The sequence below is a fragment of the Anaeroglomus insulsum genome (assembly GCF_050689095.1).
Classification (GTDB): Bacteria; Planctomycetota; Phycisphaerae; order Sedimentisphaerales; family Anaerohalosphaeraceae; genus Anaeroglomus; species Anaeroglomus insulsum.
Genome location: NZ_JBOGCL010000001.1, coordinates 328,680 through 355,405 on the forward strand (window position 1 = coordinate 328,680; position 26,726 = coordinate 355,405).

Below are 26,726 nucleotides of genomic sequence, written 5' to 3' on the forward strand. Positions count from 1 at the left end.
GATAGAGAGGTCAATAATTGGATGCCGCATTACATACGCCACGGGCCGCGCATCGGCTGATCAATCAGACGATTGGCCTGCGGATCGTCAATAAATTCCTGCTTGACCGGATCAAATCGCAGCGGTCGCTGGACCTGCAAAGCAATCTTGCCTAAATTCACCAGCGTACAGCTCCGATGGCCGTTCCGTTCATTGAGGGCAAAGGGTTTGCGATGGCGAACCGCATCGGCAAAATCCGTCACCTGCGGCTCCGGCTCCGGAAACTGCGCCAGCTTCTGGCGGAGATTGGGAATATCCGACTCAAAGCCCCGATACAGCTTGCCCTCAGGACCTTCGATATAAGGACTATTCTTGTCGCGGTCCTCACCATCCAGAATGATTTCGCATCCATCCGCGTATTTCAGTCGAATCCGCCGCCATGGCCCTACTGCATCCGGATGCTGCGGCGGCGCGTCAGCCTCAATCTCCACAGGACTGGTGTCGTCTTTGCCCAGCAGGTACTGTACCGGGTCCAGATAATGCTGCCCCATATCCCCCAGTCCACCGCCGTCATAATCCCAGTACCCGCGAAAACTCCCGTGCACGCGATGCGGGTGATAGGGCTTAAACGGCGCAGGCCCCAGCCAGAAATCATAATCCAGCTCTGCCGGTACCGGCTGCGGCACAAGGTCGGTCTTGCCCGACCAATACCCCTTCCAGTTAAAGCCCGTGGACCCGTTGACCGTCACTTTCAGCGGCCAGCCGAGCATGCCGCTCTGAACGAGCTTTTTAATCGGCTTGACCGTGGACCCGAAACCATAAAATTCACTATCGAACCGAAACCAGGTATTGAGCCGGAAGATGCGCCCGTATTTCTGAACCGCCTCGACAACCTTTTTACCCTCGCCAATGGTGCGGGTCATGGGTTTTTCGCACCAGATGTCCTTGCCCGCCTGGGCAGCTGCGACCGAAATCAGGCCGTGCCAGTGCGGCGGGGTTACGACGTGAATGATATCTATATCCTCCCGCTCCAGAACCTCGCGAAAGTCGTGATAGCCCTTGACATCCGGCCCGACCTTAGCCAGCGTACTTTGGAGATGTCCGCGGTCCACATCACAGATCGCCAGCAGCCTGGCACCCGGATAATTCAGATGGCCCTGCCCCATGCCGCCGACACCAATAACCGCCTTGGTCAACTGGTCATTGGGTGCCACCACCCCCGGCCCACCCAGCACATGCCGCGGCACAATCGTAAATCCCGCAATGACGCCTGCTCCCGCCCGTAAAAAATCCCGTCGTGTCAGTTTCGGTTTTTGCATATATCAGTCCTTAAATTGAGTGCATCTTTGTTTTAATGATGACACAAGGCTCGCCTGGGTTTCAATATGGGTTTCGACCAGCAACCCGACAGGGTCTTGAGGGTGAACGTTCCAACCTCACGACCGCTCTGTATCCCTGACAACGGCATCGTCTCAGTCCTCCATCAAAGACGGCTGCCCGGCTTGACGCCCAGTTCCTGCAGGAGATTGTCCGCATGGTCCACATCCTGCATAATCCACAGGATATAGCGAATGTCCACATGAATGGCGCGGGTAATGTCGGGCATAAAGATCCAGTTGCTGGCCAGCGCCTCGGAGTTGCCGTCAAAGACCAGCCCCACCAGTTCGCCTTTGCGGTTGAGCGTTGCTGAGCCGGAGTTGCCGCCGGTAATATCCAGATCGCTCAGGAAATTCACCGGAATATCCCTGAGCGACCACGACTCAAACCGGCTGCCCTGCCGCTGTTTGGCCGCCTCGATCAGAGCGTCCGGCACATCAAACGGCGGCTGGCCGGTATGCTTTTTGAGCATTTCCCCAACCGTTGTAAACGGTCGATAGGCTGGTGCATACCACGCCGGCCGATAGCCCTTGACCGTCCCATAGGTAATCCGCAGCGTGCCGTTGGCATCCGGGGCAACCGGACTGCCCGCAAAGGCATTCATCGCCTCGACATACCCCTTGCGAGCCAGCAGCATCTGACCTTCGTAAATCTTGCCGTCATCGTCCATCTGTTTGGTCAGCGGCCGCAATCGCAGGGCAAGCTGCATAATCGGGTCCGGCATTGCCTGCAATTCCTCCAGTGTCGCGGTGTTCAGCAGCTTGACGCGATACTCCGCATCCGCCAGCTTCACATCCCGATACAGTGACTCAATCATAAACTGCATCCCTGCGGTATCCCAGTTGACCTCCTCGCCAAACGCCGCCAGCACGGGGGCCTGGTCCTCGGCGGACAGGCCGCGGACTTTGGACAGGTAAAAGCTCAGAACCGCCTTATCGATCACCGGATCATAGCTGACCTGAATCTGCCGCAGGCCATCGGCAAGGCGGTCCCAGTTGCGCTGCTGGAATTCCGGGTCACGCTCGTCGTCGGCCTTGGGCCGTTCCTCGGCCATCCGGACAATCGTATGCGCCGCTCGAATCATCTGGACGGATCCGGCAATATTGCCGATCAGATAATCGCGGTACCAGGTCCGCTGACGTGGTGCGTTAATCTGGTTGATCTGTTCAAACACATTGCCCCACCGCTGCTGCCGCTGCGGGTCACTGTGGATCCACTGCACCAGTCTGGCCTGTGACTGCTGTTTGACCCGGACCAGTCCGTATTCCATAAAATTATCCTGCGTCATCTCCAGCAGCTGCAGGTGATTCATCACACCACGCAGCGACGGGGTAATCTTGATTTCGATCTCTTTGCTCTGCTGACCCAGCTGCCGATACAGGTCAGCTACGTCCTTCATCGTCGCAATCTGCTGCGGCTGCTGCACGCTGCAGGCAAACGCCAGCTCCTCGGCTGTCTTCCACCGCTGGGTTCTGCCGGGAAAGCCCGCCACCATCACAAAATCCCCTTCGCACAGCGGTTCGGAGGCAATCTTTAAATAGTGTTTGGGCCGATAAGGCACATTGTCTTTGGAATAAGGGGCCGGGTTGCCATCCGGGCCAACATACGCCCGCAGAAATGTATAATCGCCGGTATGCCGGGGCCAGTGCCAGTTGTCAATGTCGCCACCGTACCAGCCAATGCCGCTGTGGGGGGCATAGACCAGACGCACATCGCGTATTTCAAACTGAGTAATCAAATAATACTGCTGCTGTTCATAAAACGACCGCACCGAGCAGCGAATCCCCTCATCGGATTTCTCATGTTCGGCAATGATGGCCTTGATGCGATCCTCAATGGTGTTGGTTCGCGTCATCGGGTCGGCTATGTCGTCCAGTCCCTCCAGCACACGTCCGGTAACATCCTGAATATCATGGATAAGCCAGACCTTCTTGCCAATTTCACCAGGAAGTTCTTCTTCTTTGGTACGGGCCAGAAATCCCTGTTCAAGACGATTGCACTCGGAGGTTGAATTGCATTGCAGTGTGGACGTCGCACAATGGTGATTGGTAATAATCAAACCATCGGGCGAGACGAACGATGCTGAGCAGCCGCCCAGCCAGACAATGGCACCCAGTGGATGGCCGGTCAGGTCGGTAAACTGTTCGGGCTGCTCCACACCCAATGCCCGCAGGGTATCGAAATGCCCGCTGATCTGGTGGGGCATCCACATGCCGCCGGGGTTGCAGTAGGCGGATTGCCGGCCGGATCGCATCTGGCAGCCGGCGGCAAACAGGACCGATAACATCATACACCCGATGAACTTTTGCATAAAACCTCCTGGCAGTAAAATTCCGAATTTCCAAGGTTCACTCAACCGCATTTGAACAGAGTACCGAAAATTGAATTTTTTACAAAAAAAATTAAATTTCTTTAGTTATTTTCTTTCTTATCTTTACGGAATTTCCGTCCGATAAGAACCCCCTGCCCTGTTTTCAGTATTATTAGAGGCCTTGATTTTGAAATGACGTATTTGTTATAATCAGGCGAGAAATATTGGTCATTGCTAAGTACTGGAGAACTATGGAGTCGCCTAATACCAATGTAGCTGTCAGTGAGCTGACGTTTTCGCTGTTTCAGCGGCCGTTGCATCCTGAACTGTTCACGATTTTCGGTCGCAGACATCTCAAAACCGAACATTACGAAATGATGTTGTGGGCCACGGGATGCTCGCACGTGGTCAGCGTGTTTGCCGGCGATATGTGCCTGACGGAACTGATCAGCCCCAACAGCATGCTGCTGCCCAAACGTGGTCTGATCGAGCGATTCCAATTCCGGGGACAACGGACCCACAAATGCTCCTTGAGCCGGGGTCTGAACTACATGACCGATTTTCAGATTGAAAAGATGAGCGCCAACCTGTACCGCCAGAGCCATACGGATTTGCAGCGGTTCTCGCGGAATCGGGGGATGTTTATCGCATTTCCGGAGTACGCAACTGGCGGGCTGGAGCCGTTTAGCTATATTGACTTTGAAGCACGTCGTCACGAACTGCACATCCATGCGTTTCATGCGTTTCCGGATCAGGTGACGATTATCAAGACACAATCGCTGTTTGACCTGCATACATAAGGTTGATTCAAGCCGGATACCTTCGACGGACCCGGAGACTTCGGGGTGGTCTTGTGTGTGGCCGTCCTGTGGTGAGGTATTTGGTTTTATCATTTCCTATCTGTTCTCCTTTTCTATATGTTTCACGGGCAGGATGCCCGTGCGCCCTGACTTGCCCGTGTCAGTTCCTTTGTCTCTGGCGTTTTCTCTCGCCCTCTACCCTAAGGGGCGGATTTGCAGTTTTTGTTCGAAAAATCGAAATCGCCCAGGGCGTGAGTTTTTATAAACCCCGGCCGGATAAAGAGAAAAAATTTTTTATTTTTTAGACCAATAGCAAGATTGTGTTAGCGTAATTTGTGCGATGTGGAGAAAAAGGACCTAAGAATATAAGAACACAAGAACTCAAGAACACAAGAATACAAGAATACAGGAATGGAAACTGGGGGATTTTGTTATCGCGTATTGAGTGGGGAATTCATATTATTTTTGGTCGAAGGCAGCATTATCAGAAGGATTATTCTGACCAGCAGGCATATTAGCAATGGAAGAGCGAAACCCCAATGAGGTAACGACGGTTTCCCTGTGCCAAAAAAGAGCGGGAGATGATGCTGCGGACTGATTTGCTTGTTTTCATGATACGCAACCAATCGGGATTGTTTTGTATTCATTAAGACCCGAACGCGTTTGCGGCATTTTTCAATTAGCCATTGTCGAAATGAGTAACGAAGGGCAGTCACGGAGGGCTGCCCCTATGGTGATGTCGTTGGGGGATGTGGTTCTTCGATTTAAAACCCTGACGACCAAACATTATATCGACGGTGTCAAGCAAAACAGGTGGCCGGGGTTTGATGGCAAATGATGGCAACGCAATTATTATACTTAAGGGTTCCTCTAAAAATTCATTTTGGCGGACAACTTCATTCAGGGGCAGTATATGAACATATTCTTCACGGGGACAGGCCGCTGCGAAAAATCCGAAAATACATAGCAGATCATCCGATGGTCTGGCAGACGAATCCATTGCATCCGCCATTTTGCTGCGTAAGGTTGGACGAGACGGCCGTGTAATTGAAAATGCCGATACAGATGGGTGACAGACAGGGCAGTTACGTGGGCCGAAGAGGACATTTCAAAAATCAGTAGGTTCCCTGGAGCCAGGCGGCGGAGAAGATGGCGAGGTCTATGGTGTCGATGACGCCATCGGCGTTGGTGTCGGCTGCGGATTGGCTGTTGCTGGTCCATGCGGCGGACAGGATGGCCAGATCGGTCAGGTTGACTTTTCCATCCGCGTCAAGGTCGGGCTGGGGGATGACCTTAAACGGCGCATAACGAAGGACGTCGCCGCCATCGCTGCCATAGTCTTCGGTGATGTACAATTCGCTGCCTTTGAGGGCGACGCCTTCCTGGTCTTTGCCAGGCAAAGTCCATTCGCCGATAAGGGTGCCATCGGTTTCCATCGCCCGCAGGATGTCATCTTTATCATAGATGGCATAGATGGCATTCTGGCTGGGAACATAGGTCAGATCGGAGATGTTGGCAACACCGTTGAGGGGCGGAATGGTGCGGACCCAGGTTACGGCGGTGCTGGTGGTGCTGGACTGAATCGGCAGGCGGAAGACGAATATGCTGGCGTCTTCCTGAAGGCCGGCGTAGAACAGGCCGCCTTCGGGGTCGGCGGGGTCGGGGACGAAAGTCAGGGCCTCAAGGCCGGAGTTGGCAGGGCTGGTCATCCATGAGGTCAGGTCGAATATCCGCGTAACCAGGCCGGTGGTGATGTTGAATTCCCAGATGCTGTCCGGGTCTTCAATGCCCAAATAGATGAAGTCGCTGTTGGGATGCGTTACGGTCACGGCTTCAAGGTCGGCATCGATGGACCAGTGGGTCAGCTTGGTACCTTTGGCGGTCATGGAGGTCACGGTGCCGGCGTCGCTGACCAAAAAGAACTTCTGCAGGCCGGCGTGCCAGACGATGCCGCTGGTTTCATGGCTGCCAGGCAGTTTTCCGCCGATGGATACGGCCGGCTGAGCTTCCGAGGGAAACGGCAGGGCCGACCAGCCTGAAGCGGTAAGGGCTATCATTGCACAGAGTACTGGAATTCTTGGGTCTAAAAACACCACAATATCCCCCCATGTTAGAATTTCATTAAATCCAGGAAAATTATATCAAAGCCTATTAAATATGTCAACCCAGAAAGTCTGCTTTCGCGGGATAGACGGGGAACATCGTATTTGCCCGCTTGCTTGTTAGGTTTTTGTATGGTATTATGTATGTATGAAAATCAAGACCATAAGCATTTATCGGCCGGATTTATCGACTTCACTCAGTCAGCCTTATTATGAGGCCCGGGTGTCTGCGGGGTTTCCTTCGCCTGCCGCTGATTACGAGGAAGGCCGTCTGGATTTAAATAAATACCTGATAAAAAATCCGCCTGCCACGTTTTTTGTTCGGGTCAGCGGCGAATCGATGGTCGGGGCAGGTATTCACAGCGGCGATCTGCTGATTGTGGACCGTTCGCTGGAGCCCAGGGATAAAAATATCGTTATCGCCGTCGTTAACGGCTCGCTGACCGTCAAACGCATCCGGATGCACCGCAAGAAAATCTGTCTGGAACCCGAAAACACCGACTACGCCGTCCAGGAAATCAGTACCGATGTGGAATTCCAGGTCTGGGGCGTGGTTACCAATGTGATTCATCCCTTATGACGACGCTGTTTGCCTTAGTCGATTGCAACAATTTTTATGTTTCCTGCGAACGGGTCTTTAATCCGGGCCTGGAACACAGGCCGGTGGTGGTCTTGTCTAACAACGATGGATGCATCATCTCGCGTTCCAACGAGGTCAAGGCCCTCGGTATTGGCATGGGGAAGGCGGCCTTTGAGGTGCGGGATATCCTGAACCGCCATCAGGTCGAGGTGTTTTCCTCCAATTACACCCTCTACGCCGACATGTCCGGCCGGGTTATGCAGACGCTGGCGAATTTTACTCCTGCAATGGAGGTGTATTCGATCGACGAGGCCTTTCTGGACCTGTCCGGGATAGACCAGCCGCCGGACGACTACGGCAGACAAATCCAGCACACCGTCCGGCAGTGGACGGGAATCCCCGTATCGATCGGCATCGCCCCCACCAAGACGCTGGCCAAATTAGCCAATAAAATCGCCAAAAAATCTCCCAAGGCCGCCGGCGTGCTGAATCTGGCGGATTCCCCCTTTCTGAGTCAGGCTCTGCAGCGGGTGGCCGTGCAGGATGTCTGGGGGGTGGGCCTGCGCATCGGCCGCAAATTGAATGCCGCCGGAATCATAAATGCGCTGGATTTATCCCGAGCCGACATTGGCTGGATACGGGGACAATTCGGGGTTCAGGTGGTTCGGACCGTCTATGAACTGCGGGCGATAAGCTGTTACCCGCTGGAAGAAAATCCGCAGGACAAAAAAACCATCACCGTCTCCCGCATGTTCGGCAGGTCGGTCACAGCCATCGACGATCTTATGGAGGCAGCGGCCACCTATGCCGCTCGAGCCGGGGAAAAACTCCGCCAGGAAGGTCTCGCCGCCGGGATGATGTCGGTCTCGGTCGCCACCAGTCGGTTCATCGAACACCGCTATTATAATGTCCACACGACCGTCTTTCCCACCGCCACCTTTGACAGTGCCGAATTAGTCCAGGCGGCAACGGTGTCGATCGAGCGGATATATCGGGAGGGATTCGATTATAAGCGGGCCGGCGTCCTGCTGCACGAGCTGACCCCGCAGGAACACGTCCAGCAGACCCTGTTCGATACGGCCGACCGGGCCAGGGCCGGCCGCCTGATGCGGACCCTCGATGCCATCAACCGCCGGGGCGACTGCACCGTCCGCTGGGCCGCCGAAGGTATCGACAAACCCTGGCACACCCAGTTCAAACACCTGTCCCCCAAATTCACCACCCGCTGGGATCAGCTGCCGGTGGTGTCGTAAGCCTTGCGTTTTTGGTGTTATTTGTCAAAATATTTATCTAAGTTCACAGATATTCTCGTCAATTCCAATTGACAATATTCATTTTCAAAATAAAATGCTTTAAATTGACCCGTTGGGTATAAAATACATACCCAATATGCCGAAAGTAATGGACGGTGAGTCAGACTGGAAATGTCGTGTTTATATATACTTATAGTCGATTATGGTAAAAGCGTTTGACACTCTGCGATGGGTCGGAGCCACAGACGGCGTCCTCGAACTGCTCGACCAGCGGAAGCTGCCCGGCCGGATGGAATACCTCGCCTGCCGGACCCCCGAACAGCTTTTCGAGGCGATTATCACGCTGGCCGTCCGGGGTGCCCCCGCTATTGGAGTGGCCGCCGGGTATGGAATTTGTCTGGCCTGCCGCGAACTCCCCGATACGACTCCTGCTGCAGAAACCCTTAAAACAATCCTGAAAACCGCCGATTACCTCGCCCAGAGCCGCCCGACCGCAGTGAACCTGTTCTGGGCACTGAACCGTATGACCCGCACTGTCAGACAGGTCCAGGCCGACAATCCAGGATGCACTACCGGCCAGCTCAAAGAAGCCCTGCTGGCCGAGGCTAAAACTATCGAGACCGAAGACCGCCGGATGTGTGAGGCCATCGGCAAGCACGGTCAGCAATTCATCTCCGACCGTGCGACCATCCTGACCCATTGCAACGCGGGAGCTTTGGCCACTGCGGGTATCGGCACCGCCCTGGCCCCCATCTACGCCGCCCATGCTCAGGGGAAAAAAATCCGCGTATATATAGACGAAACCCGTCCGCTTTTACAGGGAGCAAGGCTGACCGCCTGGGAACTGGCCCAATCCGGCATCGACGCCGTGCTGCAATGCGACAACATGGCCGCATCGCTGATGAAATCCCGAACAATCGACGCCATTTTCGTTGGTGCCGACCGTATTGCCGCCAATGGCGATACCGCCAACAAAATCGGCACACTGGCCCTGAGCATCCTGGCCAGACACTTCAGCGTGCCCTTCTATGTCGCTGCGCCATCGAGTACCTTTGACTTGTCCATCCCCGACGGCACCGGTATCCCGATAGAACATCGCCGCGACGATGAAGTGACACACGTGGCGGGCAACCGTATGGCCCCAGAGCAAATCGGCGTGTACAATCCCGCTTTCGATGTGACCGACCATGCCGACATTACTGCCATCATTACCGAACAAGGCGTCATTGAGCACCCCGGCACAGACACCATCCGCCAATGCCTCAGACAGGAGCATCCGTAATATGCCAATGAATACCACCTCACCTACCAGTGCTGAATCCTCCTGCGACATCTGGAGACGCAAAAACGCCTACTATTATAAATGGCTCGAAAAGCTGTACCAATACAATGTCCGTCCCAACAGCCGCGTCCTGCATGTCGGCTGTGAAAGCGGCGATCTGCTGGCCGCAGTCAAGCCCTCTTATGGCGTCGGTATCGACACCGACCCGGAGGCCATCGCACGGGCTCGCCAGCGTTTTGCGCATCTGCAGTTTCATCTCCAGGACCCGCAGGACATCCAGCTCAGTGAAACCTTTGATTATATCCTCATCTGCAATTCCATCGGCGTCTGGCAGGACATCCAGCAGGTCTTTGAGCGACTTCGACCGCTGACACATCCGGGGACGCGCATCATCATCACCTATTACAGCTACCTGTGGGAAAGCCTGCTGCGGTTAGGCTCGGCTATTGGAATGCGCCGCCCCAACAGCTACCAGAACTGGCTGCCGCCGGAGGATATTGCCAACCTGCTGTACCTGAGCGATTTTGACTTGATCCGCGGCGATAGTTTCATGCTTATGCCCAAATATATCCCGCTGATTTCGTCATTGTTCAACCGCATCCTTTCGCTGGTTCCCGGGTTTCGGGCACTGAACCTGATGAATCTGATCATAGCCCGGCCCCGGCCGCAGGCTCAGGATCCCCGTCAGCTGAGCGTGTCCGTCATCGTTCCCTGCCGCAACGAACGCGGCAATATTGCCGACGCCGTTGCCCGCATTCCGTCCATGGGCCGTTTTACCGAAATCATTTTTGTCGACGGCAACAGCACCGACGGTACCGCGGCGGAAATTGAAAATCAAATTCGCCTCCACCCGGACAAACTCATCAAGCTGATTCATCAGGGACAGGGCCGCGGCAAAGGCGACGCGGTGCGCAAGGGCTTTGCCGCCGCCAGCGGCGATGTGCTGGTGATTCAGGATGCCGACCTGACTGCCCCGCCGGAGGATTTACCTAAATTCTTCCACGCCCTGGCTGAGGGCAAAGGCGAATTCATCAATGGTTCGCGTCTGGTGTATCCGATGGAAAAACAGGCGATGCGTTTTTTGAACCTGCTGGCCAACAAATTTTTTGGGCTGCTGTTTTCCTGGCTGCTTAATCAGCGATTCCGTGACACGCTGTGCGGCACCAAGATGATCAGCCGTGCCAACTACGACATCCTGGCAGCCAACCGGGCATTTTTCGGCGACTTTGACCCGTTTGGGGATTTCGATCTGATTTTCGGCTCGGTTAAACAGAACCTTAAAGTCGTCGAGGTGCCCGTTACCTACCGGGCCAGAACCTACGGCACCACCAACATCGACCGCTTCCGTCATGGCTGGCTGCTGCTGAAGATGAGCTGGTTTGCCTTTACCAAATTCAAATGGCTTCAATAACATGGGATTGCTGGATCGACTCAAACTGCCGGAGCTGCAAGGCACCGAAACCTGGAATGATGCACAGAAGACCCTGCTGCACCGGGAGATTATTCTGAAAAAAGGGTTCCTGCGGCGTATTTATGAGGATTTCTATGGCCAGCTGTCGGCTGCGATCGAATACACCCCAGATAAAATCGTAGTCGAGCTGGGCAGCGGCGGCGGCTTCCTCAAGACCATTATGCCGACTGTCATTACCTCGGATGTGCTGGAGCTGCCGACGGTGGACCGGGTATTCTCGGCCTGCCAGATGCCATTTGAAGATGCCTCCGTGGACGCCATCGTGATGGTGGATGTCCTTCACCATATTCCTGACGTGCGGGCATTTTTCCGTGAAGCCCGGCGGATTCTCCGGCCCGGCGGTCGTATCGCCATGATTGAGCCGGGCAATACCCTGTGGGGCCGCTTCATTTATCAGCATTTTCACCATGAGGCCTTTGACCCGACAAGCGGCTGGGAATTTCAATCCGACGGCCCGCTGTCCACGGCCAATGGGGCTTTGCCCTGGATCGTGTTCCACCGCGACCGGCAGATCTTCCAGGCTGAGTTTCCAACCTTGCAGATTCTGCAGACGCGGTTTCACACCCCGCTTCGCTATCTGGCCAGCGGCGGATTGACCCTGCGACAGCTGACGTTCGACTGGACCTATCCATGCTTGCAAGGGCTGGAATACTGCCTAAGTCCCCTGAATAGCCTGATTGGGATGTTTGAAACCATAGTCCTTCAAAAGCGCCCCGACTGAACCACAACAGAATTTGCTTGACCTGGCAGCCGAGCTTTTTGTACTATCGCTGCTGCCGTATAAAGAAGAGTATCCAATTCCAGAAAAAGGGTTTTATCAATTAATGAATACCGCAAAGCCCAAATTGAAAGACCGTCGGCGAACCGGTACGCAGTCGGCAGCCAGCTCAGAGCTTCTCGCTGATGATGCAAACCGAGACAAAACCATCACCCTGTGGATCTGCCTGATTCTGTTTGTATTCGGTGTCTATCAATCCATTCTCTTCTATGGCCATCAAATCGTCCCCAATTCCGACTTCTCCTGTTTTTATGAAGTGGGCAAAACCATTCTGTCGTTGAAGCTGCCAGACACCTTCAAGCGGGGACCGGTTACCGGCATCCTGCAAAATATCCTGACCCCCCTGATGTCAGGCAATTATGCCGACCTTAAGGCCAGCTGGCTGCTCAATGGCATTCTGCATCCGTTCAACGGCATCCTGATCTTTCTTATCGCCCGCCAGCTGGCTGGGCGGGCAGGCAAGTGGCTGGCCCTGCTGTGTCTGATCAATCCCTGGGTGCTGTATCTGATGATTGAGCCGCTGGCCGAGACCCCCCTGCTGTTTTTTATTCTGCTGACGGTGTATCTGATCTTTCGGAGAAGCCGGTGGAGCTATTTGTTTGCGTCTATTGGAACCATGGTCCGCTATGAATGCGCCGCCCTGATTCTGGCGGCCTTTGTCGTCGATATGATTTTTGCGACCTCCTGGAGGGACCGCCTCAGGGCGGCGGGACTGTCCTTTCTGGCCAGTGTCCCCCTGATCCTCTGGGTGGCGGCTACGGTCAAATATGAAGTCTCAGACACGCATTATTTTAATGTCTTCAAAACCGGCGCGGCCAACGCTTTCAGCAAATTAGGCAATGACAAAATCGGAATCTCACTGCATTTGAATCTCATCTGGAGTGTCGGGTTTAATCCGCTGGCGGCCTTGCCGGTCGGGTCCTCTGAAAACGCCGGCACTATACTGATGTGGGCCAGCAAGTTGCTCGCCGGCATCACATTTTTGCTGGGGGCGGGCTGGGCATGCTATCAGCGGAACTGGAAAGTCCTGGTGCTGGGCATCTTTCTGATTCCCTATTTTTTGGTTCACGCCTATTATCCCTATCCCATTCCCCGATTTCACATGCCTATTTTCTGGATCGCCCTGCTGATTTGCCTGTACGGCATCCGTCAGACCCTGGCCGTCGCCGCCAGACGGTATTCCATCGCCACAGCAGTCGTCCAGGTCGTGGTGAGCATCCTTGCTGTGCTGTGGTTTTTCAGTGTGGTTCCCGTTCTGGAACGCTGCCAGCAGATCTGCCCCAAAGCAGCTTCCATGCCGTTTGTGGCCATGCTGACCATGGCCCTGCTGGCCCTGGTGTCGCTGTATTTCCATCGTTTCCGGGGGATTCTCCTGGAAATCACACTCAGCACGATGTTGATGGTGGCCATCGTCGCCAGCCAAATGAACACCGCCTGGCTGCTCAATGACGGCTCACGCGATGCGGAGTTTAAGTACCTGGCGGACTGGTACATGGACAACTGCCAGAAAGGCGAAGGGCTGGCGACCAGCCTGTCAGGGGTCGTCAATTTGTATGTTGCACCGGAAAAAAGACACAAGATCGTCAATTATCGAAGTGTCAAGGGCAGCGATCTGGTTGATTTCGCCCGGCAGCTGCACAAGCTGGGAGTCGTTTATATTGCCTGGGATTCACGCCTGGGGCTGGCCCCGAATGATCCGTATTACGAATTGTACAATCTCAAGGTCATTGCACCGCTGGTTCAGACCAAAGATATAGGGCCTTACAAATTCATCACCCAATTGCGCAGCAGGAATCGCTTTATCAACATCTTCAAAATTGAAAATCTGGATCCGTATCCCCCAGCCGTGCCGCCGGCTAAACCGGCTCAATAGACCCAGGATTGCACAGTACGGTTTACAGTTCACCGTCGTCGGCAAAGGTAACCCGCAGGACTTCTTCGGCTGTGGTCAGCCCGGCCAGCATGCGTGAGACACCGCTGCTCATCAGGTCGCCCATGCCTTTCTTCCGGGCCAGGGCACGGATTTCATCCTCACGACGGCCTTCCGCGATCGCATGACGAATCTCGCTGTCAATCAGCAGGAATTCGAAGATCGGGACACGGCCCCGATAGCCGGTATTGTTGCAGTGCGGGCAGCCTGTCCCCTCGACATACTGGGCGTTCTGCATCATTTCCGGGCTAATACGCAGCCGCTTGAGAAGCTCCGGCGTCAGCGTACCCGGTCTGCGGCATTTCTCGCAGACCCGACGCACCAGCCGCTGAGCGACTATCAGATTCAGCGACGAAGCCAGCAGATAAGACTCCAGCCCCATATACACAAACCGACTGATGGCCCCGCAGGCATCGTTGGTATGGAAGGTGCTGAGCACCAGATGCCCCGTCATGGACGCCTTGATGGCGATTTCCATCGTTTCTTTGTCACGGATTTCACCGATGAGAATGATATCCGGGTCCTGCCGCAGAATCGCACGCAGACACCCGGCAAAGTCCAGATTGATTTCGGGCTTGACCTGAGTCTGATTGATGCCGGCCAGACGATATTCCACGGGGTCTTCCACGGTTGTGATATTTTTGCGGGGATCCTTCAGTTCGCTCAGAGCCGAATACAAGGTGGTGCTTTTGCCGCTTCCGGTTGGTCCGGTGACGACGATAATGCCGTGCGGAAGCCCCAGTACCCGGCGAAAGCGGGCCAGCATCTCCGGTTCCAGCCCCAGCGCATCGAGACTATGATTCAGCGAGGCTTTGTCGAGAATACGCAGAACCACTTTTTCGCCATAAATCGTGGGCAGCACGGACACACGCACATCAATATCAGAACGGTCCTTGCCCATGCGGATACGGAACCGTCCATCCTGCGGAAGCCGTCGTTCGGCGATATCCATCTCGGCCAGGACTTTGATGCGGGCGATGACCGCCTGCTGCATCTTGCGGCTGGGCGGAACCATATCACACAAAATGCCATCCACCCGCATCCGAATATTCATGGATTTTTCCTGGGGTTCGATATGAATATCGCTGGCACGGCTCTTGATGGCATGACTGAGCATCAAATCGACAAACCGGATGACCGGGGCATCCTGGGCGTCGGCCTCAGTGATCCCGTCGGCGGAAAATTCGGCGTCCTCCTGGGACTGTTTGGACGGGTCGTCGGTCTGCACCTGCAGATCCACAATATCTTTCATCTGCTGCTGATCGACATCTACGCCGTGATACACAAATTCGATGGCCTGACGGATTTTGCGGGGCATCGCAATCAGCGGCTTGACCTGCCGCTTGAGCTTGACGGTCACCGTATCGATGGCCACAATATTGAGCGGGTCGGCCATGGCGACACGAACCGTATCGTCCTCCTGACTGATGGCAATCAGTTCCAGCCGCTTGGCGATATTTTCCGGAATTCTGCGGGAGACATCCGAATCAATGATCGTGTAATCGTCCAGGTCGATATATTCAATGGACAGGAACTCCCCGACAGCCCGAATCACATCCGTCTCGGACATCAGATTCATCCGCGTCAGGACTTCGCCCAGCCGGCCTGGTTCTGCACGCTGGCTGTCCAGGGCTTTCTGTAAATCCGCTTCACTGAGCCGGCCCTGTTGAACCAGCCAGGTCCCGAATTGAAGATGTTCACGAGACCCCGTCAGTGAAGCCGTCATTTGAGTGTCAAGAGACATCGTTGCGTAATCTGTATTTGAGTATCCGTATTAATGATATTCAATCACGAAATCATCCTGGTCCGCAGCCGCCGGCTGGCCGGAAGATTTGGGGGCGCCCAGATGCGGCAGATATCGCTGCAGCGTCTGCTGGAGCTTTTTGCTGTCGACGGGTTTGTTCAGAAATCCGTCGAAATCCTTGGCAAGACGCTGGGCATCACCGTCATTCATAACCCCGGCTGACAAGGCGATAATCGGACAGCTAATGTTCTGCTGCCGCATCCTGTCCGCTGCCTGATATCCGTCCATCCGCGGCAGCATCAAATCCATCAAAATCACATCAAACGACTGCGACGTCGCAGCCGCCACCGCCTCAACACCATCTTCGGCCGTTACCACCGACAGCCCCAGCGTCTCCAGCAGCAGCGTCATCACCGTACGGTTGGATTCCTGGTCTTCCACCAGAAGCACGGTTCCACAGGACGCCGATTTGGCAGCCGTTCTGGCCGGGATCGCCTGGGTGGGCGAGGCGTCCGATGAGGTCGCATCCCAGACGACCCTGGATAAATCCAGCCGTTGCTCGGCATCCGGATTGAGTCCTGCCGGCAGCAGCAATGAAAGGGTCGATCCGACAGCCGGTGTACTGGTGACCTCAATACGTCCCCCCAGCGCCTCCACCAGCCGCCGGGTCGCCAGCAGCGACGCGGTCACGGATATCCCCATATCCATGCTCGTTAACACATCATGATTGGCTTTCTCTGCCTGAACCACTTCATCAAACAGACTTGCAAGCCGCTCGGGAGCAATTCCGATTCCGGAATCTTCCACATCAAAACGCAGCCACGCCTGGTCCTCACACCGCTGGCGGCTGAGATGAACACGCACATACCCTTTGGGTGTATATTTGACCGCATTGGCACAGAGATTCAACAGACACTTGACCAGCCGCTCTCCGTCCGTGAACATCCTGGCCGGCACATCCGGGTCCGCTGTAATCGAAAATTGCAGCCCCTTTTGCCGGGCCGCACCCTGGATAAGCTGATAGAGTTCCTGAAGCCGGCCGGCAAGCAGACAAAACGACTTGGAAACCACCAGTTTACCCGCCTCCAGCCTGGCCAGGTCCAGAACATCATTGACCAGCACCGACAGCGCCTTGCCCGCCTGATAAATCTCAGCCACATACTCCTTCAGATGGGGTTCGAGATCCTCTGAATAGAGCAGATCGCTGAATCCGATGACCGCATTGGACAAGGTGCGAATCTGATAGGCCATATTGTCAATCAGACGGCTTTTGGCCTCCAGGGCCGCCTGGGTGATCCGATGCTCTCGCAGAAGCTGGTCACTGCTGGTGTCGGCTTTGGATTGGGTTTGATTTTGTTTTTTCGATTCCATACCACATTCCTTATCTTAACGACAGGTTCCATCCACAATCGACCCCGATTCCGGACAGAGTTCCTTACAGCATGTTCTCGTCAGGATAACACAGGCGAATAACTAAAAGGTCGGTCAGGGTCGTATTTTCGCCGCGGATTTAAAGATTTTCAGACTTGCCGAGGGAGGATTTGCATCGAAATCTCGATTATCGGACGTTGGGGGCATAAAAACCGCCCCCCTCCTGGAACACCTCTTGACAGATGCGCCAAATCCGGCACAATATCTCGGGCTGATGAAACAAAAACAGCAATGAATCATTGAGAATTTAAGCCCAACTATAAACAGGACCAGCCATGGCAAAATCCGTTTCAGTCATTCTATGTGCGGCCGGGGCCAGTGCCCGGTTTGGCGGTGATAAGAAAAAACCCTTTGTCGAACTGGGGGGGCGAGCGGCTTTCCTGCGCAGTATCGAGGCGTTTGCCAGCCGGGAAGATGTCAAGCAGGTCCTGCTGTGCATCGCGCCGGAGGATGATGAACTGGTCCGTCTGAAATGGGGACCAACGATGGGGTTTTATGGTGTTAAAATCGTCCACGGAGGCAAAGAGCGTTTTGAAACCGTCGCCAATGCCCTGGCCAGGGTCAACCCCGATGCGGAGCTGATCGCCGTGCATGATTCCGTCCGCTGCTGTGTTACCGAAGAATGGATCAATCAGGTCTTCCAGAAGGCCGCCGAAACCGGTGCCGCCATCCTGGCCTGTCCGGTCAACGGAACCCTCAAGCGGGTCCAGAACGGCCTGGTCCAGCAGACCGTGGACCGCACCAACCTCTGGGAAGCCCAGACCCCGCAGGTTTTTGCCGCAGACCTGCTCAAAAAAGCCTATGCCAATCTGCCCCATCTGGACACATCCAAAATCACCGACGACGCCATGCTGGTCGAAAGCCTCGGCCATCCGGTGGCGATAGTGGAAACCGACTATACCAACCTGAAAATCACTCGCAAGGCCGACGTGCCGATTGCCGAGGCCATCCTCGAATCGCGTCCCAAACCCAAACCACAGGGTCCCACCGGCCCTTATGTTGAAGCCCAGTGGTAAAACGGGATTATCCCTGAAGTAGGCACCATCCGCCGGTACAGGTCTGCAGAGTCCGTATAGTCTGGTATTTAATAGGAGAATAAAAAAGGCCCTGCCGGGTGGCAGAGCCTTGAGGTCGTCACGGTTGCAACTGAATTACAGCGGCTTGACGTTGTTGGCACAAGGGCCTTTTTTGCCCTGACCCACTTCGAAATTCACCTTCTGGTTTTCATCCAGCGTAGCGTAACCGCCTGTCTTGATTTCTGTGTGGTGGACGAACAAATCCTTGCCGCCATCATCCGGGGTAATAAATCCAAAACCTTTGCTCGCGTTAAACCACTTGACTGTACCTGTACTCACTTAAATACTCCCTGGCCTGCTTTTTTTCAGACCATTCAACTATGATCTCTCGACTTTTATTGTTATGGGAAGCAGACTCTTGAGAGATGAAAGAATGCACTTCGTGATAGCACAGTATACCCGAAATAAATCGGAATGGTTCATAAAAATAAAATTAATTATCAAATTTATTTTTTAACCCATACTACTTGATATACTGGCTCTTGTATATATAGTGCTTCAGGGCTTCAGTTAAAGAGCCCCTATTGCCCCGGCCTCTGCTCTTGACGCCGTCATTCTGCCATCTTCGTGGTATTTCTCCTCCTGATCACTTGAATTCCAGCGCATTTTATTCTAAATACAGCAACCGAACTGGCTCATTTGCTGGAAGCTGGCCGCGGTCAGTCCTTTGGCCATTGACACCACGATGGAAGATGGTATTGTGATATGTCGTCGCCAACCTGGGAAATTTTTGGGCAAACTTTGCCTGTTTTGCCGATATATCAGGATTGCTTTAGGTGCAGGTGTTGTTCTGCCTTCACCGTCGGACAAAAAAACTAAACGAAGCCAAAGTCTTGAGCTTCGAAAACGGACGAAATAAACGTAATTTTATACAGTGAAAGGAGTTACGCAATATGATAAGACTGTTCACCAAGGCCGCACTGGCCCTGCTGGCAATCACCGCCCTGGTTGGATGCTCCAACCCTAAAGTCGATGACGCACATCTGATATTAAGTCCTCAGGAACAAATTATCGCCGAAAAGGGTGTCCTGAACCCGGATGCCGGCGAAGTCGATGTCGTCGAACAGGTCGCCGCCGCACGCACTAGCTACCAAATGGCGCTGCAGGAAATGATCAGCTATTACCAGTCCACCGGCAACGAAATGAAACGCCGCTGGGCACAGAATGAACTGACCACCCTGCGTCAGATGGCCCAGTACCGGTACCTGGTGCCTGGTGAATACGTCACCCAGGATATGAGCGCCACCGAGACCATCGAAGGTGCCGAAGCTCTGTACAAGCAGGCCCAGAAACTGTACCTCGAGGCTGGCGGATACTTCATCATCACCGACTCGGCCAAGCTTCGCCAGGCCCTCCAGCTTTACAATCAGTTGATGAAGGAGTACCCCAACAGTACTCGGATTGACGAAGCTGCCTTCCGGGCCGGGCGCATCTATGAACACTTCAAGGATTACGAATTAGCCGCGGTGATGTACCAGCGATGCTTCCAGTGGAACGAAAACACCAGCTTCCCCGCCCGCTACCGCGCCGCCTATATCCTGGACCAGAAACTCAAGATGCGTAAAGAAGCCCTGGCACTGTACAAGCTGGCCGTCCAGAAAGAGGCCCGCTATGAAGATAACACCGAATTTGCCCAACGTCGGATACTCGAGCTGTCCAAGGCCGACCCGTCATTGAAAGAAGCAGCCACGGATGTATTGAAGAAATAACACCGTGACATAACCGCAACATCAGGGCCTGGGCGTTTGCCTCAGGCCTTTTTTGTTGGCAAACCATGATGATTGAATTATTACCGGACACACTTAGTCTTATATCAGCCAAAAACAGTCTTCTTGTCGCCGTCTCCGGCGGGGCTGACTCGGTCGCTCTGCTGCACCTGCTGCAGGCCAGACAACAGCAGCTTGCGGCCCCGTACCAGCTGGTCTGCGGCCATGTCAATCATCAGCTTCGCGGAGCCGATGCAGACGCCGACGAGCACTTCGTCAAAGACCTCGCGGCCCGCTATGGGCTGCCCATCCTGACACGTCGGGTGGATGTCGGGGGCTATGCCAAAACCAACCGGCTATCGATCGAGACCGCAGGGCGGCACCTGCGTCTGGCGGCTCTGGAAGAAATGGCTCGACAGGCCGGCTGCCAGACCATCGCCACAGGCCATCACCAAGACGACCTGGCAGAAACACTGCTCATGCGGCTGCTGCGCGGCACTGCATTCAGCGGGCTGGTCGGGATTCGTCCCGTCGCCCAGCGCAACGGCCTGCACTGGATACGGCCTCTGTTGGCGGCACGTCGCAGAGATATCACGGCCTATTGTATGGAACATAACCTGGCCTGGCGCGAAGACCAAAGCAACGCCGATGTGGGCTTTCGCCGCAACTGGGTCCGGCATCGCCTCTTGCCCTGCCTGCAGAAACAGGCCTGCGGCGATCTGGTCTCGAAGCTGGAACAACTGCACCGCTCGGCAACCGCAATGCAATCCCGCCTTGAGCAGAAGACTGACCACATCTGGCATCATGCTGTCATCGTGTCACCCCATGAGGTCATTTCCCTTCAGGCCAGTGCCATCACCGACAGCGGCCCCTTTGTCGGCGGAGAACTGCTGGGCAGAATCTATGACCGACTCGGATGCGGACGGCGGGATTTAACCGAGGCCCATTATCAGCAGGTCTTTGCCATGGCCGCTCAGACCACCTCCCAGCAGATTGACCTGCCGGGAGGATGCCGCCTTCGACGCCAGGGCAAGTTGCTGCTGTTTACCCATCGCCGCACGGAAACCTTATTACCAACCCAAGAAATTGAGATACCCCAAGAGGGTCAGGTTCGGTTTGGGACATGGCTTATCGAATCGCAATGCTTGAATCTCCTGCCGGGACAGCTGGAAGCCTTGAAGGCGTCCCGCAATCCAACCGTACAATGGTTTGATATGGACCAACTGACGTTGCCGCTGATTGCCCGACGGCGTACCGACGGAGACCGGTTTGTGCCCATGGGACAGACCAGTCCCAAGCGGGTCAGCCGGTTTTTGACCCATTCACAAACCGATGCCGCCCTTCGCAGGCAGGCCTTTATCATTGCCGACCAGCGAGGAATACTATGGGTTGCTCCAGTCCGCCGGGCGGGGGACTGTGCGGTGACTGCCGAGACCCGAAGGGTTATCGCCATTCGGGTCAGTAAACGGAACCAATAAAAGATGGTTATCCTCGACTTTCCGGTTTGCAGTTGCGAAACAACCCCTGGCCGGATACAATAACCCTGTTTGGTCAGACCTCCCCCTTCCCAAATTCCAACGTTGTGGAACAAAAGCCCTTTGGGGGCAGTCTTGATGAAATGGTTGGTGAGGTCAGAAACGGTCAACTTAATCCAGCAACCAAGGATATAGAATGCTTGTCATTATTGATTACGGCGTGGGTAACGTCCGCAGTGTAACCAATGCGTTTCGACACATTGGGGCCGATATTGTGGTCAGTTGCCGCACCGAAGACATTGAACAGGCCAGCGGGCTGATCCTGCCCGGGGTCGGCGCCAGCGGCTACGCGATGGAGCGGGTCGCCCCGATTGCCGAGCTGATTTGTCGGCAGGCCCGCATCGGCAAACCTTTACTGGGCATCTGTTTAGGGTATCAGATACTGTTTGAAATGAGCTATGAACTGGGTGAATACCGATGCCTGGGTCTGATTGGCGGCAGTGTCATCCCGATTCCGGCCGGCAGGACCATCCCGCACATGGGCTGGAACAAGGTGATTCCCGCTGCGGGGATGCGGCTGTTTGCCGGGATGGAACAGGGTAAGCATTTTGCCTTTGCCCATTCGTTCTATGCCAAGGTGGAAGACGCCGCCGCCAGTGTCGCCACGACCGAGTACGAAGGTCTGTCGCTGACAGCAGCCGTCGAAAAAGGCAACATCTTCGGCGTTCAGTTCCATCCCGAAAAAAGCGGCAATGACGGGCTGGCGGTGCTGCGGAATTTTGTTCGTATCTGTCAGGAGGTCAAACAGCCATGCTGACCAAACGCATCATCCCCTGTCTGGATGTTAAAGATAATCGCGTCGTCAAAGGTGTCAATTTCGTAAACCTGCGGGATGCGGGCGACCCGGTGGAACTGGGCAGCCGCTACAGCGCCGAGGGTGCCGACGAGCTGGTGTTTCTGGATATTACCGCCACGATTCGCTCACGCAAGACGATTGTCGAGCTGGTTGAGAAAGTGGCGGCCAATGTGTTCATCCCGTTTACCGTCGGCGGCGGCATCAGCAGTGCCGACCAGATTGGCCTGCTGCTGCGAAGCGGCGCGGATAAATGCTCCATCAATACCGCGGCGGTCAATAATCCCGATGTGCTGCGGGAGTCGGCTGAGCGGTTCGGGGCCCAATGCGTCGTGCTGGCCATTGATGCCCGCAAAGACCTTACCCGCAACGGCAAGTGGGTCGTCTGCGTCAAGGCGGGCACGGAACGGACCGACATCGATGCGGTGGAATGGGCCGTGCGGGCGGAGAAACTCGGGGCCGGTGAAATCCTGCTGACCAGCATGGATGCCGACGGCACACAGGCGGGCTATGATATCGAGCTGACCCGTGCAGTCGCCGAGGCAGTGCATATCCCGGTCATCGCCTCCGGCGGGGCAGGGACCCTGGACAGCCTGTATGAGGTCCTGGACAAAGGCAAGGCCTCAGCGGTGCTGGCAGCCTCAATATTCCACTACGGCACGTACACCATCAACCAGACCAAGCAGTTTCTGGCCGGTAAAGGCGTGCCGGTGCGGCTCTGATTGACAGAGGGGTAAGCCATGGAACGATAAACGCTGCAGCGGTCTGCATGGCAGCCCCATGCAGAGTGTTCTCAGGCAATGCTAAAGGAACTGTTGTATGAACCAGATGACAACTCAACCCATCAGTGTTATCGACCCGGTCGGCAAGGCCTTCGACAAAACCAAGCAGATTCTGTTTTCGCCGTTTGATATCGGCAAATGGTTCGCACTGGGATTCTGTGCATGGCTGGCGTTTCTGGGGGAAGGCGGAGGAGGCAACGGCGGAGGCGGGGATGGCGGCGGGGGCAGACCGCAGTTTCCCTCGAAACACGAAGTCCGGCATTTTTTTGAAGCCAATATGCACTGGATTCTTCCGCTGACATTGACCATTACAGTCATCATTCTGGTCGTTACGCTGGGGCTTCTGTTTTTGCGATGCCGCGGCAAATTTATGTTTCTCAACGGTGTCGCCCGCAATACCGACCTGATTGTTCAGCCCTGGAAGGATTATGCCGCACAGGCCAACAGTCTGTTTCTGTTCAAACTGTGCGTAGGGCTGCTGTATATGGTCTGCATGATTCCGCTGGTCATTGGGTGGGTCGTTGTCCTTATCCCGATTGTCCATGCTCATGAAGCCGGGCAACTGCTGGCGGCGGCAATAGGGATGATTTGCCTGCTGGCTTCAGTGACAATTCTGGTCGGGATCGTGTTCGGCATCATTTCCAAACTCACCGAGCATTTCGTGGTGCCGGTGATGTATATCCATCATCTGCGCTGTATGGAAGCATGGAGGATGTTCTGGGGACTGCTCAAAGACAACCTCGGGCGGTTCTTTGTTTATCTGCTGTTTTATCTGGTCTTGTTTATCGGCTTCATGGCGATATTTGCCGCGCTGGGATTTGCGACCTGCTGCTGTTTCTGCTGTATTACGGCCATTCCTTATATCGGGACTGTTCTGCTGCTGCCGTTTTACGTTTTCCTTCGCTCGTATTCAGCCTTGTATCTGGCTCAGTACGGTCCGCAGTGGGATGTGTTTGCCGCATTAACCGTTGCCCCACAGGTGGTTCCGACCCCGGCCCCTTATGTTGAACCGACGCTGTCATCACAACCGACACCTTCGCCAGATTCGACTCCGCCAACGCCTCCGTCTAATCCGGACCCGGGATTTTATGATCCGAATCTTTGATAATCCATCGTATAACACCAGGAGTGTGTGCCTCTGCTGAAACGCCATAAATACATTTTGATGTCGCTGGGGATATACTGGCCGGCCTTGTTTGTGCTGACCCATATCCCGGTACCGCAGATTGCCGGACAAAGCGGGATGTCGGACAAGACCATGCATCTGCTGGCGTACCTGATTCTGGTATTCTTTGTGTGGCTGGCCGTCAGTCCCTACGAAAAGGTCCGCTGGAACAAACCCAAGACCTGGATTATCCTGGCCATTGTGATCGGTTACGGGGCCTTTGACGAATGGCTCCAGAGCCGCGTGGGACGGCAGATGGAACTGCTGGATTTGGTCAGCGATTTTAAGGGGGCGGCCATCGGACTGGTGATTTTGTCGGTATTGAGTTTCTGGCCGGCATTACTGGCAGTGTCGGCCATTTTTATCTTTGCCATCACGAACCTGTCGCATCTGCTGGGACTGTATCCGCAGTACCATTTAAACACGGTGTTTCACCTGACAGCCTATTCGGCAGCCACACTGATCTGGATCCAATACCTGGACCGCAAACCCGGCCTGGAACGGCATCGGCCATGGTGGCCGTTGTGGGCAATCTGTCCGCCGCTATTGCTGCTGGGTGCGGTGCTGGCAGGCAGTGCCTATTATCACAAACCCATCTGGTGGGTGGATGTTGCGACGGCATTGTTTGGCATCGCAGCCAGTACCTTAATCAGCGTTGTAACCGTCCGCCTGAATCGCCGAAAGGGTCTGGATACCCGTCAATACGACAGCCAGTAAGCGGCCATGAGGTTCAAGTCCGCCAGATCGATCCTGCCGCTGCCGTCGGCGTCTATGGATACTTGATAAGCGTGTCCCTCATATTTGGAACTAAGCCAACTGTATGACAGTGCAGTTAAATCCCCGATGTTAATGCCATCAGGACAGGCAAAATCGCCTCGGCGGGCATACTGCCAGCTCAGACGCGGATAGGCCAGCCCATCCACACACATCCGCCAGACATCCTGGGTGCCATAAAGGGTTTCGCCGACAAAATCCCAGCCTTCATACGTAGCCATCTGTTTTAATTGTGATGCGGTTTGCGGAATGCCCAGACCATTGTCCGGCCCACCACCTTCGTTGGCCTGAAGAAAATAACACTGATTGACCAGCATGGGATCTCCATAGCCAATCAATCCGCCAATATCACTTCGGCCACCGGTAACACGACAGATGCTGTAACAATCCTGGATCCCAAAGAGCATGGAATCGCATTGGCCTACCAGTCCGCCAATGGCGTCGGAGCTGGCAGAGGCTTCGATGCTGCCCAGGTCATAGCAGTTATTGATAAAACTGAAATCAAATGCTCCCACCAGGCCGCCAATCTGGGCAGTGTCCGCAGCACAGGATATCTCCACACTGGCATAGGACCCCAGAAGTGCCGAAGCGGAAATATACCCAACCAGCCCCCCTGCCTGGACATATCCTTGTCCCACTGTCAGGGTGCCCGACATCCAGCAGCCGTCCACAGTTGCGACAAAGGCCCTGCCAATCAGTCCCCCTGCATAGGATGAGGGGGAGTCCCCGGTGGCCAGGGAACCGGAAAAGCTGCAATTTTGAATGGTAGTATGTTCCACATCCCCCAGTAGCCCACCTGCTAATCCTGCCGCGGATATCCGTCCGCGCACACTGCACTGGATTATCGTTGCCGACGACACCCGGCCGGCCAGTCCCCCGACATAAAAAGAAACCGGGGCATCTATCTCCACAGCCGAGAGCTTCAGGTCGCGGATGACGGCTGAATTACCCAGCACTCCGAATAAACCGAGAAAACCAAGACCTGGTCGGTCGGGTTTTAATGTCAGATTAAAAATACCAAAACCCCGACCATCAAAGCTGCCGGTGAACGGGACACCCTGGAATTCTGGTTCATACGCATCCACATCTGGAGCGATCGGCGCGGACTGAAAGACGCTGCCTGCCAGGTCAATATCGGCTGTCAGGATGAAATGGCAACCCAAACGAGCAGCATCAGACCCTATTGCAAGCAACTGTTCGGAGGTGCTGATTTGGTAGGGATTCTGAAGAGTCCCTGTTCCTGGATTTTCCGCCCAATTATATCCAAATACAGGAAAAGAAAGAATGCCTACAATCAGTCCCCTCACACATGTCTGTTTTGCCTTACCCATGTATCTAAAACTTTCTGTCGTATTTTCTATTCTATGATTACTCAGAACACATTGCGGAAGTCAAAGGAAATTCTTATTAAAATACTTAATCAGAACAAACTTGCGTCAATATGTCCATTTACAATCGTGTGTATTGCGTATGGGTCTTTGTCATTTTAATCCCGGCTTATTGATTTTGGTGCAATTTTTTTATCGCCGGCATTGAAGCTTGACTTCGTAAACATCGTGGATATAATAATGACATGCCGGTGTTGTCACAATCCGGGCGTTAAGGAATTTAAGTTATGGTAAGAACGGGACTTAAAAATCGTGATTGGGCATAGTGGAACAACTCGCTATGCAGCAGCGCAATGGTTGCGCCCGCGATTTTTGTATAATAATTGTCTTCAGGGAAGCGGCAGAATAGCCCCTGCGACAGGGAGGGCGTTGTAATGGCTGGATAGATTCAGCCAGCAAGAACGCCTGTCTGCGTGGCAGGGATAACAAGGTAAGATTCTGCAGTGATCGAAAGTGGCAGCCTGAAGGG

General features: G+C 54.5%; 21 protein-coding genes. 14 read left to right on the top strand and 7 right to left on the bottom strand.

Annotation, left to right across the window (positions count from 1 at the left end; all coding sequences use genetic code 11):
* Positions 1–29: 29 nt before the first annotated feature.
* Positions 30–1,298 (bottom strand): Gfo/Idh/MocA family oxidoreductase, encoded by a 1,269-nt coding sequence (locus tag ACQ9LF_RS01355; RefSeq protein WP_462487562.1) that lies wholly within the window; start codon positions 1,296–1,298, stop codon positions 30–32.
* 164 nt (positions 1,299–1,462) lie between these two features.
* A complete protein-coding gene (locus ACQ9LF_RS01360; RefSeq protein WP_462487563.1) occupies positions 1,463–3,667 on the bottom strand; it encodes a S46 family peptidase in 2,205 nt (734 codons plus the stop codon).
* A gap of 251 nt (positions 3,668–3,918) precedes the next feature.
* Between ACQ9LF_RS01360 and ACQ9LF_RS01365 the strand changes: the two genes are divergently transcribed.
* Complete coding sequence (locus ACQ9LF_RS01365) at positions 3,919–4,467, top strand: DUF2617 family protein (protein ID WP_462487564.1); 549 nt, start codon at positions 3,919–3,921, stop codon at positions 4,465–4,467.
* 1,115 nt (positions 4,468–5,582) lie between these two features.
* Here ACQ9LF_RS01365 and ACQ9LF_RS01370 read toward each other — a convergent pair.
* Positions 5,583–6,524 (bottom strand): SdiA-regulated domain-containing protein, encoded by a 942-nt coding sequence (locus ACQ9LF_RS01370; protein ID WP_462487565.1) that lies wholly within the window; start codon positions 6,522–6,524, stop codon positions 5,583–5,585.
* 193 nt (positions 6,525–6,717) lie between these two features.
* On the opposite strand from ACQ9LF_RS01370, the gene ACQ9LF_RS01375 reads away from it, so the two are divergent.
* The 6 genes from ACQ9LF_RS01375 to ACQ9LF_RS01400 all read left to right on the top strand — a co-directional run bounded on the left by ACQ9LF_RS01375 (position 6,718) and on the right by ACQ9LF_RS01400 (position 13,806).
* Complete coding sequence (locus ACQ9LF_RS01375) at positions 6,718–7,149, top strand: LexA family protein (RefSeq protein ID WP_462487566.1); 432 nt, start codon at positions 6,718–6,720, stop codon at positions 7,147–7,149.
* Complete coding sequence (locus ACQ9LF_RS01380; protein ID WP_462487567.1) at positions 7,146–8,402, top strand: Y-family DNA polymerase; 1,257 nt, start codon at positions 7,146–7,148, stop codon at positions 8,400–8,402. Before ACQ9LF_RS01375 ends, ACQ9LF_RS01380 begins: the two co-directional genes overlap by 4 nt.
* A gap of 202 nt (positions 8,403–8,604) precedes the next feature.
* Complete coding sequence (mtnA, locus tag ACQ9LF_RS01385) at positions 8,605–9,684, top strand: S-methyl-5-thioribose-1-phosphate isomerase (RefSeq protein ID WP_462487568.1); 1,080 nt, start codon at positions 8,605–8,607, stop codon at positions 9,682–9,684.
* 1 nt (position 9,685) lies between these two features.
* Entirely contained in the window at positions 9,686–11,095 is a 1,410-nt protein-coding gene (locus tag ACQ9LF_RS01390) for a glycosyltransferase (protein WP_462487569.1), read from the top strand.
* A 1-nt stretch (position 11,096) separates the two neighbouring features.
* Entirely contained in the window at positions 11,097–11,876 is a 780-nt protein-coding gene (locus ACQ9LF_RS01395) for a class I SAM-dependent methyltransferase (RefSeq protein ID WP_462487570.1), read from the top strand.
* Between the two features lie 103 nt (positions 11,877–11,979).
* Positions 11,980–13,806, top strand: coding sequence for a hypothetical protein (locus tag ACQ9LF_RS01400; protein WP_462487571.1), 1,827 nt, complete (start codon positions 11,980–11,982; stop codon positions 13,804–13,806).
* Between the two features lie 22 nt (positions 13,807–13,828).
* On the opposite strand, the gene ACQ9LF_RS01405 is transcribed toward ACQ9LF_RS01400, so the two are convergent.
* Both ACQ9LF_RS01405 and ACQ9LF_RS01410 read right to left on the bottom strand, forming a co-directional pair.
* Positions 13,829–15,607, bottom strand: coding sequence for a GspE/PulE family protein (locus ACQ9LF_RS01405; protein WP_462487572.1), 1,779 nt, complete (start codon positions 15,605–15,607; stop codon positions 13,829–13,831).
* A gap of 30 nt (positions 15,608–15,637) precedes the next feature.
* Entirely contained in the window at positions 15,638–16,978 is a 1,341-nt protein-coding gene (locus tag ACQ9LF_RS01410; protein WP_462487573.1) for a response regulator, read from the bottom strand.
* Positions 16,979–17,313: 335 nt separating this feature from the next.
* Between ACQ9LF_RS01410 and ispD the strand changes: the two genes are divergently transcribed.
* Positions 17,314–18,054, top strand: a complete 741-nt coding sequence (gene ispD, locus ACQ9LF_RS01415) for a 2-C-methyl-D-erythritol 4-phosphate cytidylyltransferase (protein WP_462487574.1) — start codon at positions 17,314–17,316, stop codon at positions 18,052–18,054.
* 135 nt (positions 18,055–18,189) lie between these two features.
* On the opposite strand, the gene ACQ9LF_RS01420 is transcribed toward ispD, so the two are convergent.
* Positions 18,190–18,393, bottom strand: coding sequence for a cold-shock protein (locus ACQ9LF_RS01420; protein WP_462487575.1), 204 nt, complete (start codon positions 18,391–18,393; stop codon positions 18,190–18,192).
* A gap of 614 nt (positions 18,394–19,007) precedes the next feature.
* Here ACQ9LF_RS01420 and ACQ9LF_RS01425 point away from each other — a divergent pair.
* From ACQ9LF_RS01425 to ACQ9LF_RS01450, 6 genes are all read left to right on the top strand, one after another.
* A complete protein-coding gene (locus ACQ9LF_RS01425; protein ID WP_462487576.1) occupies positions 19,008–19,823 on the top strand; it encodes a tetratricopeptide repeat protein in 816 nt (271 codons plus the stop codon).
* Positions 19,824–19,888: 65 nt separating this feature from the next.
* Positions 19,889–21,298, top strand: a complete 1,410-nt coding sequence (tilS, locus tag ACQ9LF_RS01430) for a tRNA lysidine(34) synthetase TilS (RefSeq protein ID WP_462487577.1) — start codon at positions 19,889–19,891, stop codon at positions 21,296–21,298.
* A 193-nt stretch (positions 21,299–21,491) separates the two neighbouring features.
* A complete protein-coding gene (hisH, locus tag ACQ9LF_RS01435) occupies positions 21,492–22,112 on the top strand; it encodes an imidazole glycerol phosphate synthase subunit HisH (protein WP_462487578.1) in 621 nt (206 codons plus the stop codon).
* A complete protein-coding gene (gene hisF, locus ACQ9LF_RS01440; protein WP_462487579.1) occupies positions 22,106–22,870 on the top strand; it encodes an imidazole glycerol phosphate synthase subunit HisF in 765 nt (254 codons plus the stop codon). Before hisH ends, hisF begins: the two co-directional genes overlap by 7 nt.
* 97 nt (positions 22,871–22,967) lie before the next feature.
* Positions 22,968–24,035: a DUF7544 domain-containing protein gene (locus ACQ9LF_RS01445; protein ID WP_462487580.1), complete on the top strand. Its 1,068-nt coding sequence runs from the start codon at positions 22,968–22,970 to the stop codon at positions 24,033–24,035.
* Between the two features lie 27 nt (positions 24,036–24,062).
* Positions 24,063–24,812, top strand: coding sequence for a VanZ family protein (locus ACQ9LF_RS01450; RefSeq protein ID WP_462487581.1), 750 nt, complete (start codon positions 24,063–24,065; stop codon positions 24,810–24,812).
* Here the strand turns inward: ACQ9LF_RS01450 and ACQ9LF_RS01455 are convergent.
* On the bottom strand, positions 24,794–26,200 hold the full coding sequence (locus ACQ9LF_RS01455) for a hypothetical protein (protein ID WP_462487582.1): 1,407 nt from the start codon (positions 26,198–26,200) through the stop codon (positions 24,794–24,796). The genes ACQ9LF_RS01450 and ACQ9LF_RS01455 overlap by 19 nt on opposite strands.
* Between the last annotated feature and the right edge of the window lie 526 nt (positions 26,201–26,726).